The sequence below is a fragment of the Marinobacter sp. EVN1 genome (genome assembly GCF_000475375.1).
In the GTDB taxonomy this organism is placed as follows: domain Bacteria; phylum Pseudomonadota; class Gammaproteobacteria; order Pseudomonadales; family Oleiphilaceae; genus Marinobacter; species Marinobacter nauticus.
Genome location: NZ_AXCB01000006.1, coordinates 1 through 14307 on the forward strand (window position 1 = coordinate 1; position 14307 = coordinate 14307).

The 14307-nt window shown below is 57.3% G+C and carries 12 protein-coding genes and 3 tRNA genes; 5 read left to right on the forward strand and 10 right to left on the reverse strand.

Translation table 11 applies throughout. The annotated features are described in order from the left end of the window. Positions 1-747: 747 nt before the first annotated feature. Entirely contained in the window at positions 748-1734 is a 987-nt protein-coding gene (locus Q674_RS23060) for an integron integrase (RefSeq protein ID WP_023007867.1), read from the forward strand. Here Q674_RS23060 and Q674_RS23065 read toward each other — a convergent pair. Together Q674_RS23065 and Q674_RS0120515 are read right to left on the reverse strand one after the other, a co-directional pair. Next, a complete protein-coding gene (locus Q674_RS23065; protein WP_014421871.1) occupies positions 1731-2006 on the reverse strand; it encodes a YrhK family protein in 276 nt (91 codons plus the stop codon). The two genes, Q674_RS23060 and Q674_RS23065, sit on opposite strands and share 4 nt — an antisense overlap. 32 nt (positions 2007-2038) lie before the next feature. Next, positions 2039-2377, reverse strand: coding sequence for a 4a-hydroxytetrahydrobiopterin dehydratase (locus Q674_RS0120515; protein WP_014421872.1), 339 nt, complete (start codon positions 2375-2377; stop codon positions 2039-2041). A 127-nt stretch (positions 2378-2504) separates the two neighbouring features. Here Q674_RS0120515 and imuA point away from each other — a divergent pair, with 127 nt between their 5' ends. Genes imuA through Q674_RS23080 form a run of 3 tightly spaced genes read left to right on the forward strand, consistent with a single transcriptional unit; the run spans position 2505 to position 7741 of the window. After that, the gene (gene imuA, locus Q674_RS23070; protein WP_011784491.1) at positions 2505-3197 is read left to right on the forward strand and encodes a translesion DNA synthesis-associated protein ImuA; all 693 of its coding nucleotides are present in this window, start codon (positions 2505-2507) and stop codon (positions 3195-3197) included. Positions 3198-3200: 3 nt separating this feature from the next. Further along, the gene (locus Q674_RS23075; RefSeq protein WP_023007869.1) at positions 3201-4622 is read left to right on the forward strand and encodes a Y-family DNA polymerase; all 1422 of its coding nucleotides are present in this window, start codon (positions 3201-3203) and stop codon (positions 4620-4622) included. Then, positions 4622-7741: an error-prone DNA polymerase gene (locus Q674_RS23080; RefSeq protein WP_023007870.1), complete on the forward strand. Its 3120-nt coding sequence runs from the start codon at positions 4622-4624 to the stop codon at positions 7739-7741. Before Q674_RS23075 ends, Q674_RS23080 begins: the two co-directional genes overlap by 1 nt. 56 nt (positions 7742-7797) lie before the next feature. Here the strand turns inward: Q674_RS23080 and Q674_RS23085 are convergent, their stop codons facing one another. From Q674_RS23085 to dbpA, 4 genes are all read right to left on the reverse strand, one after another. After that, a complete protein-coding gene (locus Q674_RS23085) occupies positions 7798-9132 on the reverse strand; it encodes a sodium ion-translocating decarboxylase subunit beta (RefSeq protein ID WP_031209652.1) in 1335 nt (444 codons plus the stop codon). Between the two features lie 13 nt (positions 9133-9145). Next, positions 9146-10933, reverse strand: coding sequence for a sodium-extruding oxaloacetate decarboxylase subunit alpha (gene oadA, locus Q674_RS23090; RefSeq protein ID WP_014421876.1), 1788 nt, complete (start codon positions 10931-10933; stop codon positions 9146-9148). Between the two features lie 42 nt (positions 10934-10975). Then, a complete protein-coding gene (locus Q674_RS23095; protein WP_011784486.1) occupies positions 10976-11227 on the reverse strand; it encodes an OadG family protein in 252 nt (83 codons plus the stop codon). A gap of 225 nt (positions 11228-11452) precedes the next feature. Next, positions 11453-12826, reverse strand: a complete 1374-nt coding sequence (gene dbpA, locus Q674_RS23100; RefSeq protein ID WP_022991728.1) for an ATP-dependent RNA helicase DbpA — start codon at positions 12824-12826, stop codon at positions 11453-11455. Between the two features lie 104 nt (positions 12827-12930). Here dbpA and Q674_RS23105 point away from each other — a divergent pair, with 104 nt between their 5' ends. After that, positions 12931-13467, forward strand: coding sequence for a DUF2058 domain-containing protein (locus tag Q674_RS23105; RefSeq protein ID WP_011784484.1), 537 nt, complete (start codon positions 12931-12933; stop codon positions 13465-13467). Positions 13468-13565: 98 nt separating this feature from the next. Here Q674_RS23105 and Q674_RS23110 read toward each other — a convergent pair. The 4 genes from Q674_RS23110 to csrA all read right to left on the reverse strand — a co-directional run bounded on the left by Q674_RS23110 (position 13566) and on the right by csrA (position 14208). Continuing rightward, positions 13566-13642 (reverse strand) — tRNA-Arg (locus Q674_RS23110). Between the two features lie 20 nt (positions 13643-13662). Next, positions 13663-13739: transfer RNA gene (locus Q674_RS23115), tRNA-Arg, on the reverse strand. Between the two features lie 55 nt (positions 13740-13794). Further along, a tRNA-Ser gene (locus Q674_RS23120) sits at positions 13795-13884 on the reverse strand. Between the two features lie 126 nt (positions 13885-14010). Beyond that, a complete protein-coding gene (csrA, locus tag Q674_RS23125; protein WP_011784483.1) occupies positions 14011-14208 on the reverse strand; it encodes a carbon storage regulator CsrA in 198 nt (65 codons plus the stop codon). Between the last annotated feature and the right edge of the window lie 99 nt (positions 14209-14307).

The following is a 14307-nucleotide window of genomic DNA, read 5'->3' on the forward strand; positions in this document are numbered from 1 at the left end:
TAACGCTGAAGGTAACCGGCGCCGCAGCGCAGCGGAGGGAACCAAAAGCGGTACGCTTTTGGCGTCCGGTTGACCGCCTTGTTAATGGCCGTTCACCACTGTGGTTGAGCCAGACACCAACGTCCGCATGCCCTCTCCCAGAAAGCTTGCACCAACTCGACGGATGGCGAAAGGAACCAGAACGCAAAAGCTGCCGACCCGATTACCGGTTGAGACGGACGGCCCCACAACTGGGGCACGCCATGAATACCAACACCGCTGACCATGGTGGCAACCAAACCAGACAGCAAATTTTCCGGCCTTGGCGATCACCAGAATGAGTGGGCTTTACAACCAAGCCCAGTGCCAAGGCCTTTGCACCGCACCTGCTAAAAACTCACGAATGCCGGGCCAATAACAGCTAATTATACGAACGCGTTCGTATAACACGCATTCGTATAACTCCAAAAAGCGCGGCTCTCAGAAACCCCAGCTTCACCAATAAAATCAGAAAATTACCTGAATCCACCACGGCTACCGCCGGAGTTATACGCCCGTGTTCGAGCCACCCCTGCTCCAGATTGGGGGCGTATAACTCCGCACGCCCCGATACTCCTTTTCAAACTTATCAGAAGGTTAGCAACATTTCGCCCTGGTTTCCCGGAGTTTTGCGAACGCGTTCGTATAACTCCGCTTCTGGATACTTGATTGACAATCCCGAAAAATCAAATACTGTATATTTATACATAACCATCAAGGAGCCAGGATATGGACATCCGCTGCCCGATTTCTCCGCAATCCACACGCTTTCTGGATCGGCTCAGAAATTTTATCCGACTTCGCGGTCTCGCTTACAAAACCGAAAAAACCTATGTGTTCTGGATCAAGCGCTTTATCCGCTTCCATGGTCGAAAACACCCGGAATCTATGGGTACAGCGGAGGTTGAAGCTTTTCTTTCCCATCTGGTTCTGCAGGCGAATGTCAGCGTGGCTACTCAGCGTGTCGCTTTGAATGCTTTGATATTTCTTTATCGGGAGTTTCTGGGAACACCATTGGAAAACCTGGAGTATGAAGCGGCAAAAAAGCCCAAGAGGCTTCCGGTTGTGTTCAGCCCGGACGAGGCCAGGCGGGTAATTGATAATCTGAAGGGCGAATTCAAGCTGGTGGCCATGCTGATCTACGGTGCGGGCCTGAGGATTAACGAAGCTCTTCGCTTACGTGTCAAAGACGTCGATTTCGGCATGCAGCAGTTAATCGTTCGCGAAGGGAAAGGCAGCAAAGATCGAATAACACTCCTGCCAGACCGTCTGATTCAACCACTGCATGACCAGGTTCATGCCGCACTTTTGCAGCATCAGGCTGATTTGGCCAAAGGCTGTGGCTCGGTATATATGCCAGCGGGCTTGTCCAAAAAATATCCCAATGCCAGCCAGGAACCAGATTGGCAGTATATTTTTCCCGCGCCGGATCTTTCTATCGATCCTCGTTCAGGTATACGGCGAAGACATCACATGATGGATCGAACCGTCCAGAAACACGTCAAAAACGCTATCAGAGAGGCTGGTATTCATAAACCTGCCGGCAGCCATACCTTCCGGCACAGTTTTGCCACCAGGCTTCTGGAGTCTGGCTACGATTTGCGAACCATTCAGAAATTACTCGGGCACTCAGACGTGCGCACAACGGAGATCTACACCCACGTTGTGCAGAAAGGCGGCTTTGGAGTCCGCAGCCCGATTGACCAGGCCGTTTAGGATTCCCAGTTACTCGCTGGTATTCGGCGGATATGAATGTGGCTGATCAGGCGGATGGTGGGCCGTACCAGGAACTGGAAGCTGCCGATAATAAACAGCCAGATTGCGGCGGTCTCATGCTTCGGAAACAGGAAGAGTATGCTCCCCACCAGAAACCAGATGGCGATGAAGAAATCATTGATGATGCTGATCATCTCGTAGCGGCGCCGGATGATCAGCTCTTCGTGGCCAAGTTTCAGGGTAAGCGGGTTGTCCATTGATTGTTCGTCCATGGCACTTCCTGTTTCCGGTCTGTTTGAAGCGATTATGGGTAAAGTTCGTCGGTTCTGGCGGCCATGATGAAATCGTTTTTGTGCAGGCCTCCGATTTTATGGGTCCACCAGCGTACGGTGGCTTTCCCCCATTCCAACAGTATCGCGGGGTGGTGGCCTTCTTCTTCCGCCAGGTCCGCCACTTTGTTGGTAAAGGCCTGGGCCTGGACAAAGTTTTTGAAGGTAAACACCCGCTGTAACTGCTCTTCCCCATCCTGAACGATCAACTGCCATTCAGGCACGTCTTTCAACAGGGTCTGCTTTTCAGCATCCGTGACCTGGGGTGCATCGGCACTGCAGGCGCTGCAGCTTTGCTGGCCAAGATTCGACATAACGTCCTCCACTATATTTGTGGCTTCAACCACATCGTGGGTGCCCACCCGTCGTTTATCAACCCGGCAGTTGAAATCGACCCTTTTTCCGAATACTGTATATATAAACAGTACTCGAGAAATAAGCATGAGCAAATCACTCAACCACCTGCTTCAGGACGCCCGTATCTGGCAGGGTCATAAGCCCCAGAAACACGCCTCTCCGGCGGAGCACACGGGGTATCAGGTTCTGGATAACCAACTTGGTGGGCTCGGCTGGCCCAAGGGTGCCTTGAGTGAATGCCTGCTGGACAGCTGTGGCATTGGCGAGCTGCACCTGGTACTTCCGCTTATGCAGAAGGTCGCCAGGCAGGGAAAAACCATTTTCTGGCTGAACCCGCCCCACACACCTTATGCCCCGGCGCTGGCCAGGGCTGGCGTAAATACCGATCAACTGGTGCTGGTTCAAACTCACGATTCCGCTGACTTTCTGTGGACACTGGAAAACTGCCTGCGCTCCCCTGTCACAGGCCTGGTGATGGCCTGGCCGGGGAAGTTGGCCACCCGGGATATCCGCCGGCTGCAACTGGCTTCCGAAGCGGGTAACAATGTCTGCATTCTGTTTCGGGAACGTCGGCAGGCAGAGCAGCATTCACCGGCCGCACTTCGGCTGGAGCTGATTCCCGGAGAACACCAGGATCTCAAGATCAACATTCTGAAACGCCGTGGTAGCTGGCCAGGACAGCGCTGCACTCTTGCCCTTGGGCATCGCGCGGGCATTCAAGCCAGCGACCCCACTGGTGTGATTCAGGGGCCATGGTCACAGGATGGAGCCACCTGATTCATGTTGTGGCTGTATCTGCACTTCCCTCACCTGCTGCTGGACCATGTTCGCCGCAGTCAGCAAACTCAGGGCGCACTTGCAGTGGTCGATCTTGCCGGGCAGGCTATTCTGCAGGTTTGCCCAGAAGCCGATCACCTGGGTATTCGGCCGGGCATGCGCCTCAAGACCGCACTGGGCCTGGCACCAGACCTGGTGATTCTGCATCTCGATTCTCAACAGGAAGCCAATCTGCTGGAAGAGCAGGCCCGCTGGCTATACCGTTACGCGGCCCACATTACCCTGTCGCCGCCGCACGGTCTGTGGGCTGAAGTCAGCAGCCTCCAGCGACTATATGGCGGGCTTCCCGCCGTTTGGCAAACGGTCGAGCAGGCTCTGGCAGAGCGGCAACTCACTGCCTGGCTGGCTCTTGGGCATACGCCACTGGCGGCTCAGCTCCTTGCGCAAGCAGGCAAAGGCGAGTGCACCGCAGACAAAGGCCACATTCTGACGGCCCTGGGCAAACTGCCTCTGGTGGCTGCGGGTTTTGATGAAAAATCCTGTACCCGCCTGCATCGCCTGGGGCTGAATACGCTGGCTGAAGTCTTCAATCTGCCAGCCCGGGAACTGGCACGGAGGCTATCCCCGGAGCTGCTGGCACGTATACAAAAAGCCCAGGGCACCAGGCCAGACCCCAAATCGCCCTGGCACCCCCCGCACCGATTCCGCCAGCGGGCCGATTTTATTCAGGAAGTGGAGCATGCCCAAGGGCTTTTGTTCGCGCTGCAGCGGATTCTGACCGAGCTGGAAGAAGACCTGTGCTGGCGCCAACAGGACACCGATACCCTGCACCTTTTACTCCAACACCGGCACGAAGAAGCCACCCGGTTAACGTTGCGAACGACTGGCCCGGAGCATCGGGCAGAGAGTTTTCTGAAACTGCTGCGCCTGAAACTGGATCAGCACCCGCTGCGGGCACCGGTGATCAGTCTGTCCCTGTCGGTAAAGCGGTTTCTGGGCCGGGAAGCCCCGGTTGGCCAGGACCTCCTGGGCGATGGTCAGGACCTGAATGAAGCCTGGCATACGCTGGCCAGTCGTTTACAGGCCCGCCTTGGTACTGAGGCATTGCAACAGCTTGCACCGCGGGCAGACCACCGCCCGGAGTTTGCCTGGACAGCCTCCGCCATAAAACCGGCCAGCAGGCACAGCGAAACACCAGAGGTCTCTGGCCTGCCTGCGCGCCCTTTATGGCTGTTATCCACGCCGCACCCACTGGCAGAACCTCCGGCCAGATGGTTCTCGGGGCCGGAACGCATCAGTGCTGGCTGGTGGGACGGCCAGCGGGTGCACCGTGACTACTATATTGCCCAGTTGTCCAGCGGCCAGTTGGCGTGGGTGTTCCGGGATATTCGCGATGGCTGGTACATACACGGGTGGTTTGGCTGATGGATTCTGATTACGCCGAGCTGTTCTGCTTCAGCAACTTCACCTTCCTGACCGGCGCCTCCCATCCCCATGAACTGGCTGAGCAAGCCGCGGAGCTTGGCTATCGGGCAATTGCCATCACCGATGCCTGTTCGGTGGCAGGCATCCCCAGAGCCTGGGCAGCCCTTAAAGACAGCCCGGTAAAGCTGATTACCGGGAGCTGGTTCGAACTGAGCGATACTCCCGAGGGCGCCACTGCCCCACCCCGGTTCATACTGCTGGCTCGAACCCGCGAGGGCTACGGTCAGCTTTGCCAATTGATCACCACCGGGCGGCGACGCGCTGAGAAAGGGCAATACCGGTTATTTACCCGGGACATCGAAACCCATTCGCTGGACCACTGCCTCTGCCTGTGGCTGCCACCGCTGGTATCACAAACCAACGCGCACCAGGCATTGATCACCGGCGAATGGCTGCAACGGATTTTCGAGCACAGGCTACGCCTTGCAGCGACCCGTACACTGGAAGCCGGCGAGGAACAGCAACTGGTCCGTGTACGGTGGTTAGCTGAGCAAATGCGCTGCGCAGTGGTGGCAACCGGCCAGGTGCATATGCATCGCCGCGAACGCCAGCCATTACAGGACGTGCTGACAGCTCTGCGCCACCACACCACGCTGGAACAGGCCGGACACTGCCTGTTTCAGAATGCCGAGCGTTATTTGCGCCCGATACCGGTTATCCGGCGACTATTCCCCGAGCCCTGGGTTCGGGAGACCGTGGCAATCGCCGAAGCCTGCAGCTTTGAGCCTGGCAGCCTGCGTTATGAATACCCTCCCGATTTAGTGCCGGAACACGAAACACCCACATCGTTTCTGGCGCGACTCACCCGGGAGGGTGAACGGCGGCGTTACCCATCGGGCACACCCATGAAGGTGCAGGCACTGATTCGCAAAGAGCTGGAGCTGATTGCCGAACTGCGCTACGAACACTATTTTCTCACCATCCACGACATCGTCGACTTTGCCCGGCGCCAGGGCATTCTTTGCCAGGGCCGGGGATCCGCAGCCAATTCCGCAGTCTGTTACTGCCTGGGCATCACCGAGGTGAACCCGGCCAATGTGGAACTGCTGTTTGAACGGTTCATCTCCAAAGACCGGGATGAGCCCCCCGACATCGATGTGGATTTCGAGCACGAACGGCGTGAAGAGGTTATTCAGTACATTTACCAGCGCTACGGCCGTGAGCGGGCCGCCCTGGCCGCCACCGTGATTCGTTATCGCCCCCGCAGCGCCATCCGGGATGTGGGCAAGGCGCTGGGCTTTGATACCACACTGGTGGAGAAGCTGCTGGATGGCATCGACTGGCGTGACAAGGCCACCGGCTGGCGCCAGCAGATTCTGGACAAGGGCCTGACCCGCAGCCCCAAAGTCGCGGATCAGTTCTTCACGCTGGTGAACACCTTGCTGGGCTTTCCACGCCACCTGTCCCAGCACGTGGGCGGTTTCGTGATCAGCGCCGGCCCGCTTTCAGAACTGGTGCCTGTCGAGAATGCCGCCATGGAAGGGCGCACGGTTATCCAGTGGGACAAGGACGACCTGGAAAGCCTGGGGCTGATGAAGGTGGATGTCCTGGCCCTGGGCATGCTCACCGCCATTCGCAAAGCACTGGCGCTGATCAGTGAAGAGAAAGACACGCCGTTTACCATTCAGGATGTCCCTCAGGAAGACCCTGACACCTACGCCATGCTGCAAAAAGGCGACAGTATCGGTGTCTTTCAGGTGGAGTCCCGCGCCCAGATCAACATGCTCCCGCGGCTTAAACCGGAAACCTGGTACGACCTTGTGATCGAAGTCGCCATCGTTCGCCCGGGCCCCATACAAGGCGACATGGTGCACCCCTACCTGCGCCGAAAACACGGCATGGAAGCAGTAGAATACCCCAACGATGCCGTACGCCAGGTGCTGGAGCGCACCCTCGGGGTGCCGATCTTCCAGGAACAGGTCATCAAACTGGCCATGGTTGCCGCCGGTTTCAGTGCGGGCGAGGCCGATAAACTTCGCCGCGCAATGGCGGCCTGGAAATCCCATGGCGATCTGACACCCTTCCGCGACAAACTGATTCAGGGCATGCTGGAGCGGGGCCACGATGCCGACTTTGCCGAGCGCCTGTACAAACAGATCTGCGGCTTTGGTGGCTATGGATTTCCGGAATCCCATGCCGCCAGCTTTGCCTTGCTGGTGTACGTCTCCGCCTGGATCAAACGCCACCACCCGGCAGCGTTCTATTGCGCTCTGCTCAACAGCCAGCCAATGGGCTTTTACTCGCCCAGCCAACTGGTTCAGGATGCCCGGCGCCACAACGTTACCGTGCTGCCACCAGACGTCAACCACAGCCAGTGGCAGCACACCCTGCAAGGTCCGGAGCAGCACCTGCGCCTTGGCCTTAGAATCATTCAAGGCCTGTCTCGCAATGGCGCCGAGCGCGCCCACCAGAACCGCCCGGCAAACGGTTACCAAAGCGCCGCCGAACTGCGCACCCGAGCTGGCCTCAACCAGAGTGACATGGAACTTCTCGCCGGCGCCAACGCCATGCCCGGCTTCACCAGCAACCGCCACCAGGCTTACTGGCAACTGCTCGAACACGAAGAACCCGCCGAGCTCTTCGCTAACGAAGCCATGACCGAATACACACCGGAACCCTGCCACCTGCTCCCGGAGCCCACCGAAGGGCAAAACGTACTGGCCGACTACAGCAGCCAGGGCTTAACACTACAAAGACATCCCCTTGCCCTGCTCCGCGAACAAGGCCACCTGCGCCATTGCCTCACCGCCGACCAACTCAAAGCCACCCGCCCCGGCATCCCCGTACAAGTAGCCGGCCTGGTCACCGGGCGCCAACGGCCCGGCACCGCCTCCGGCGTCACCTTCGTCACCCTTGAAGACGAAACCGGCAACGTCAACGTCGTCGTCTGGCTAGACACCGCCCGCCGCCAACGCAAACCGTTGCTCACCGCCCGGTTGTTACACGTAAAAGGAGTTATCGAGAAAGAGGGGGATATCGTTCATGTCATGGCCGGCAAGCTGTCTGACTTGAGCCATCTGATCAACTCGCTACCGGTCAGCTCCCGGGATTTCCACTGACCACAAACGAAAAAACCCCGCCAAAGGCGGGGTTTTCAGGGCAGTGTCGGTAAGGATCAGCCGAGCAGCTTGATCATTACCCCCGCTGCAACCGCAGAGCCAATAACACCGGCCACGTTCGGACCCATTGCGTGCATCAGCAGGAAGTTCTGCGGGTTGGCTTCCAGGCCCACCTTGTTGGAGACCCGCGCCGCCATCGGCACCGCGGATACACCTGCGGAGCCAATCAACGGGTTGATCGCTTCCTTGGTGAACTTGTTCATCAGTTTCGCCATCAGTACACCGGAAGCGGTGCCTACACCGAAAGCCACAATACCCAGGCCCAGGATACCCAGCGTCTGGCCATCCAGGAACTTGTCGGCCATCAGCTTGGAGCCAACAGACAGACCCAGGAAGATGGTTACGATGTTGATCAGCGCGTTCTGTGCGGTATCGCTCAGACGCTCTACCACGCCACACTCACGCATCAGGTTACCGAAGCAGAACATACCCAGCAGCGGAGCCGCATCGGGCAGGAACAGAACCACGGCAATCAGAACAACCAGAGGGAAGACAATCTTCTCTTTCTTGCTCACCGGGCGCAGCTGCGACATCTTGATGGCACGCTCTTTCTCGCTGGTCAGCGCCTTCATGATCGGCGGCTGGATCATCGGCACCAGCGCCATGTACGCATAAGCAGAGACGGCAATCGCACCCAGAAGATGCGGGGCCAGTACGCTGGATACGTAGATGGAGGTGGGGCCGTCGGCGCCACCAATGATGCCGATTGCAGCGGCCTCGAGAATATTGAACTCCAGTATTCCCGTCCAGTCCAGCAACGCCGCGCCAATAACGGTACCGAAAATACCGAACTGCGCAGCCGCACCCAGAAGCAGGGTTTTGGGGTTAGCAAGCAAAGGGCCGAAATCGGTCATCGCCCCTACACCCATGAAAATCAGCAGAGGACCAACGGTACTGCCGATAATCACAGAGTAGAAGTTATACAGCATGCCATTGCCGTAGCCGTAATCCTGCGCAATGGAGTTGGCCATCGCCATTTCGGAATAACTGGCTTCTTTCACCGCTACTTTGAAGGCTTCTTTCAGCTCAGGCGTAATCGCCTGTCCGACCTGATAGGCCACATCCAGCGGCGCAGCCAATGCAGCCAGAACCTTGGAGTTGCCACCCTGCAATGCAAAGTGAATAGCGTTTTCAGCCGCAGTCAGGGCAAGCCCTGCCTCCGGAATATTCGCCAGAATGCCACCAAACCCGATGGGCACCAGCAGCAACGGCTCAAACTTCTTGTTGATCGCAAGATAGAGAAGCAACAGGCCAATAGCGATCATGATCACCTGGCCCAGCTCGATGTTGAACAGGCCACTGCCTGTCCACAGTGTCATTAATTTATCCATGGAATGCTGGCCCTTATGCGATTGTCAGCATTTCATCATCAGGGGAGACGGCATCACCGACCTTGATGAAGACTTCGCCGATAGTACCGGCTTTCGGTGCGCGAACCTCGGTTTCCATCTTCATGGCTTCGAGGATAATCAGCACGTCACCTTCCTCAACGGTGTCACCCGGGGAAACCAGAACCTTGAAGATGTTACCACCCAGCGGTGCCACCAGAGGCTCGCCTTCGCCTGCCGCAGGAGCAGGTGCGGAGGAAGCGGCCGGAGCAGACGCGGCGCCACCGTCACCCTGGATCTGGGTAATCTCGCCACCTTCGGAAACCGCCACCACAAACTTCTTGCCGTTAACGTCCACGGTGTAAGTCTCCGGGCCTGCGGCTTTCTTGGCCGGTGCGGCGTCTTCTGCGGTCGGGACCGGCTCGAACGCATCCGGGTTGTTGCGGTTCTCCAGGAACTTCAGGCCGATCTGTGGGAACAGCGCGTAGGTCAGCACGTCGTCTTCAAGATTGTCGGCCAGCTTGATGCCCTTCTCGTCCGCCAGCTTCTTGAGCTCGTCGGTCAGCTTGTCCATTTCCGGTTCAAGCACATCTGCAGGGCGACAGGTCATGACTTCCTTGCCATCCAGAACACGCTCCTGCAGCTCTTTGTTCATGGGGGCTGGCGCTGCGCCGTACTCACCCTTCAGAATGGCGGAGGTTTCCTTGGAGATGGACTTGTAACGCTCGCCGGTCAGAACATTCAGTACCGCCTGGGTGCCGACAATCTGCGAGGTCGGGGTCACCAGCGGAATGAAGCCCAGGTCTTCACGAACCTTGGGAATTTCTTCCAGCACCTGGTCAAACTTGTCGCTTGCGTTCTGCTCACGCAGCTGGTTTTCCATGTTAGTCAGCATACCGCCCGGAACCTGGGCAATCAGGATGCGGGAATCAGTGCCGCGCAGGCTGCCCTCGAACTTCGCGTACTTCTTGCGCACCTGGCGGAAATAGGCGGCAATTTCTTCCAGGAGGTTCAGATCAAGACCGGTGTCACGATCGGTACCTTCCAGGATGGCCACAACCGCCTCGGTGGGCGAGTGACCATAGGTCATGCTCATGGAGGAAATAGCAGTATCCACGTTATCGATACCGGCTTCCGCAGCCTTGATGGCGGTGGCGGTCGACATGCCGGTGGTGGCGTGGCACTGCATGTGGATGGGGATATCCAGCTCTTTCTTCAGGCGGCTGACCAGATCATAGGCCACATACGGCTTGAGAATACCAGCCATGTCCTTGATCGCGATGGAATCTGCGCCCATGTCGGCGACTTCTTTCGCCAGATCTACCCACATATCGATGGTGTGCACAGGGCTGGTGGTGTAAGCAATCGTACCCTGGGCATGCTTGCCGGTCTTGCGAACGGCCTTGATCGCGCGATCCATGTTGCGGGGATCGTTCATGGCATCAAAAATACGGAACACGTCTACGCCGTTCTCGGCGGCACGCTCACAGAAACGGTCAACCACATCATCCGCATAGTGACGATAGCCCAACAGGTTCTGGCCGCGCAGAAGCATCTGCTGGCGAGTATTGGGCATGGCTTTTTTAAGTTCGCGGATGCGCTCCCAGGGGTCTTCGCCCAGGTAACGGATACAGGCATCAAAGGTAGCCCCACCCCAGGATTCCAGCGACCAGAAACCCACTTTGTCGAGTTTCTCGGCGATTGGCAGCATGTCGTCCAGACGCATGCGGGTGGCGAGCAGGGATTGGTGGGCGTCACGCAGAATTACGTCCGTAATCCCCAGCGGTTTTTTCGTGTCAGTCATCGTGTCAGCCTTCTGTTAAAAGGTTCTAATCGTGTACCGGGGTCACTTCTTGTGGCGTGACCGGTATTGTGCAATCGCCTTCTTGATGGCCTCGGCGGTGTCAGGGTCAACCGACGTGGGCGCCTTCGGCTTGGCACGTGGCGTTCTGGCCGGGGTTGCCGGCTCTGGCGGCGCAAACCGCAGGATGATTTTGGACATCAGGCCGGTCGCGAATACCAGAATAATCAGGAACACGAACACGAAGCCCATGCCGGCAATCATCAAGTCTACGGCTTGTGACATCAGCTCATTCATATCGAACAGCTACCTGTATTGGTTTGTTGATTTCCCCGTACCGCCCGACAAGCCACCACTAAAACTAAAGTCTAATGGCCCGGCGGAACAATTCGGGAGGCAAAATCCTGCGTAATTTACCGTTTTCAATGACCAGGAGCAACCTGAAGCACGCATTTCTATAGGGACTTTCCGAGCGTCCCGGCCTGAAATGACACCTGCTGCAACAGCCTCATCAGGCTTTAATCATGCATATCTAACCCGGAATTTCCGACCTTTCACCTTACCTTTCTCCAGCCGCGCCAGCGCCTGGGCCGCCCATCGGGATTCAACCGCCACGAAGCACTGAAAGTCGAACAGATCGATTTTGCCAACGGCAGCGCCGGGAATACCGGCCTCGCCGGTGAGAGCTCCCATCACGTCGCCAGGGCGCACCTTGTCTTTGCGGCCGCCAGCCAGGCATAGCGTTTTCATGGCCGGCGTAACCGGGCGCAACGCCTCCGCCAGCAACGCCTCCGTATCGCCCCACAACACCGGCTCGCCCCGCTCCGCTTCCAGGCGCGTAATCTTGTGGCCCTGGCGCGGAGTGCAAAGAGTAACCGCATGCCCCTGCTCGCCTGCCCGGCCGGTACGGCCCACCCGATGGGTGTGTACCTCGGGATCCCGCGCAGGCTCGGCATTGATGACCAGTGGTAGCCCTTTGATGTCGAGCCCCCTTGCCGCCACATCGGTAGCCACCAGAACCGTACAACTCTGGTTGGCAAATCGAACCAGAGCGCTGTCCCGTTCGCGCTGGTCCAGATCGCCGTGTAGCGACAACGCCGAAAAGCCGAGACGACCCAGTTCATCCGACAGCTCATCACAGTCCCGTTTGGTGGTACAGAACACCAGAGACGACACCGGCTGAAAACGGGAAAGCAGTGCTGCCACGGCCGCCGCCCGCTGGTCGGGCTGGATTTCGTAAAAGGATTCTTCAATGGTGATGGCGGCCGCTTTTGATTCCACCCGCACGTCTTCCGGCTTGCTCTGGAATTGCTCGCTCAGCTTTCTGATGGCCGGCGGCCAGGTGGCGGAGAACAGCAGCGTCTGCCTGCCACCGGGAGATTGGGAGACGATACTGGTGACCACCTCCTCGAACCCCATATCCAGCATGCGGTCCGCCTCGTCCAGCACCAGCACTTTCAAGCCATCCAGCGAAAGCGTACCTTTGCGCAGGTGGTCATCTACCCGGCCGGGCGTGCCCACGACGATATGAGCGCCATGGCTGAGCGACCCGATCTGGGGCCCGATAGGCACACCACCACACAACGTCAGCACCTTCACGTTATCTTTGGCCCGTGCCAACTCTCGCAACGCTTTGGCCACTTGATCCGCCAGTTCCCGGGTGGGACAAAGAACAAGACTCTGAACCTGGAAGCGTCGCGGATCGATGGTCTCGATAATCGGTATCCCGAACGCCGCTGTCTTGCCGCTGCCGGTTTGCGCCATGGCAATCACGTCCTTGCCCGCCAACGCAAGCGGAACCGCCTCTGCCTGAACCGGCGTAGGTTGCTGGTAACCCAATTGATCAAGATTGGCCTGCATGGCCGCGGAAAGACCAAGCGCTTTAAAAGATGACATAGAAAAATCCGTGGGGTGGGTTGTGATGGGTTATTGAGAGAATGCTGACGGCGTATACTTAACGTTTGATTGCACCAGTTTATCATGAATTCACGGAGTCGCTGATGGCCTCACTGCAGGAACAGTTATTAAAGGCCGGGCTGGCCGACGAAAAGAAAGCCCGGGAAGTACGAAATGAAAAACGAAAACAGAGAAAGCAACAGCCCAAAGGCGCCACGACTGTAAACGAAGCCGAAGAGCGCGCCCGCAAGGCTCGCCAGGAAAAGGCCGAGCGGGATCGGCAGCTCAACCTCGAGCGCAAGAAAGAGGCTGAGAAAAAGGCGATTCAGGCACAGATTCGGCAGCTGATTGAAACCAATCGCCTGGACCGGAGCCGCGGCGAAACCTCCTACCAGTTTGTCGACGGCAAGAAGATCAAGAAGATTCTGGTGAACGAACAGATGGTGGACCAACTCTCTCGCGGTCGTCTGGCCATTGTGGCGCTGGGTGACCACTATGAGATCGTCCCGGACAGGGTGGCCCGCAAGATTATGGAGCGCGATGAGAGCGCCATCATCTCAATGCATGATCGTAAACAGGATGACGCAGGCGAAGACGACCCGTATGCAGGGTATGAAATCCCCGACGATTTGATGTGGTAAAGACAATAAAAAACCCCGCACAAGGCGGGGTTTTTTATTTTGTATAGCAAAACGCCTCAGCCTGTGGGTACACAAACTGAGGCGCTTTGACTTTAATATGGCGCGGCTGGGAGGATTCGAACCTCCGACCGCCTGGTTCGTAGCCAGGTACTCTATCCAGCTGAGCTACAGCCGCTTGAAACTGGTTTGCGATGTTGGCGCGGCTGGGAGGATTCGAACCTCCGACCGCCTGGTTCGTAGCCAGGTACTCTATCCAGCTGAGCTACAGCCGCGCATCGCAACGTTGAGTGCTACCTCAACTGTTCTCACTTCTCTCCGGGGAGAAAATGGCGGAGAGGGAGGGATTCGAACCCTCGGTACGATTGCTCGTACGGTTCCTTAGCAGGGAACTGGTTTCAGCCACTCACCCACCTCTCCTTGAGAACGGGGCGTATACTACCATAATTTTTCTGTTTTCATAGGGTTGACACGACTTTTTTCTGGCCGATTTTCCCCACAATCAAAAAAGCCGTCCGGGTTACCCTCGAACGGCTTTTTAACTGATCAACGATTGCCCGATTCCGGCTCTTCGGAGCCTTTTTCAGATTGAATTCGCTGATAGATTTCTTCGCGGTGAACCGCCACATCTTTTGGCGCGTTCACACCGATGCGTACCTGATTCCCCTTTACACCCAGAACGGTGACGGTAATTTCGTCGCCGATCATGAGGGTTTCGCCAACACGGCGAGTCAAAATCAACATATCCCTTACTCCCTATTCCAGAGCTACCTGTTCCGACAAACACTACTGTTTACTTATTGCTTTTATAATGAGATCACTTCAGACACTAAAGACGCAGAA

Coding starts and splice junctions, on each gene's coding strand:
- Q674_RS23060 (WP_023007867.1), top strand. CDS start 748: ATGGACATCCGCTGCCCGATTTCTCCGCAATCCACACGCTTTCTGGAT.
- Q674_RS23065 (WP_014421871.1), bottom strand. CDS start 2,006: ATGGACGAACAATCAATGGACAACCCGCTTACCCTGAAACTTGGCCAC.
- Q674_RS0120515 (WP_014421872.1), bottom strand. CDS start 2,377: ATGTCGAATCTTGGCCAGCAAAGCTGCAGCGCCTGCAGTGCCGATGCA.
- imuA (WP_011784491.1), top strand. CDS start 2,505: ATGAGCAAATCACTCAACCACCTGCTTCAGGACGCCCGTATCTGGCAG.
- Q674_RS23075 (WP_023007869.1), top strand. CDS start 3,201: ATGTTGTGGCTGTATCTGCACTTCCCTCACCTGCTGCTGGACCATGTT.
- Q674_RS23080 (WP_023007870.1), top strand. CDS start 4,622: ATGGATTCTGATTACGCCGAGCTGTTCTGCTTCAGCAACTTCACCTTC.
- Q674_RS23085 (WP_031209652.1), bottom strand. CDS start 9,132: ATGGATAAATTAATGACACTGTGGACAGGCAGTGGCCTGTTCAACATC.
- oadA (WP_014421876.1), bottom strand. CDS start 10,933: ATGACTGACACGAAAAAACCGCTGGGGATTACGGACGTAATTCTGCGT.
- Q674_RS23095 (WP_011784486.1), bottom strand. CDS start 11,227: ATGAATGAGCTGATGTCACAAGCCGTAGACTTGATGATTGCCGGCATG.
- dbpA (WP_022991728.1), bottom strand. CDS start 12,826: ATGTCATCTTTTAAAGCGCTTGGTCTTTCCGCGGCCATGCAGGCCAAT.
- Q674_RS23105 (WP_011784484.1), top strand. CDS start 12,931: ATGGCCTCACTGCAGGAACAGTTATTAAAGGCCGGGCTGGCCGACGAA.
- csrA (WP_011784483.1), bottom strand. CDS start 14,208: ATGTTGATTTTGACTCGCCGTGTTGGCGAAACCCTCATGATCGGCGAC.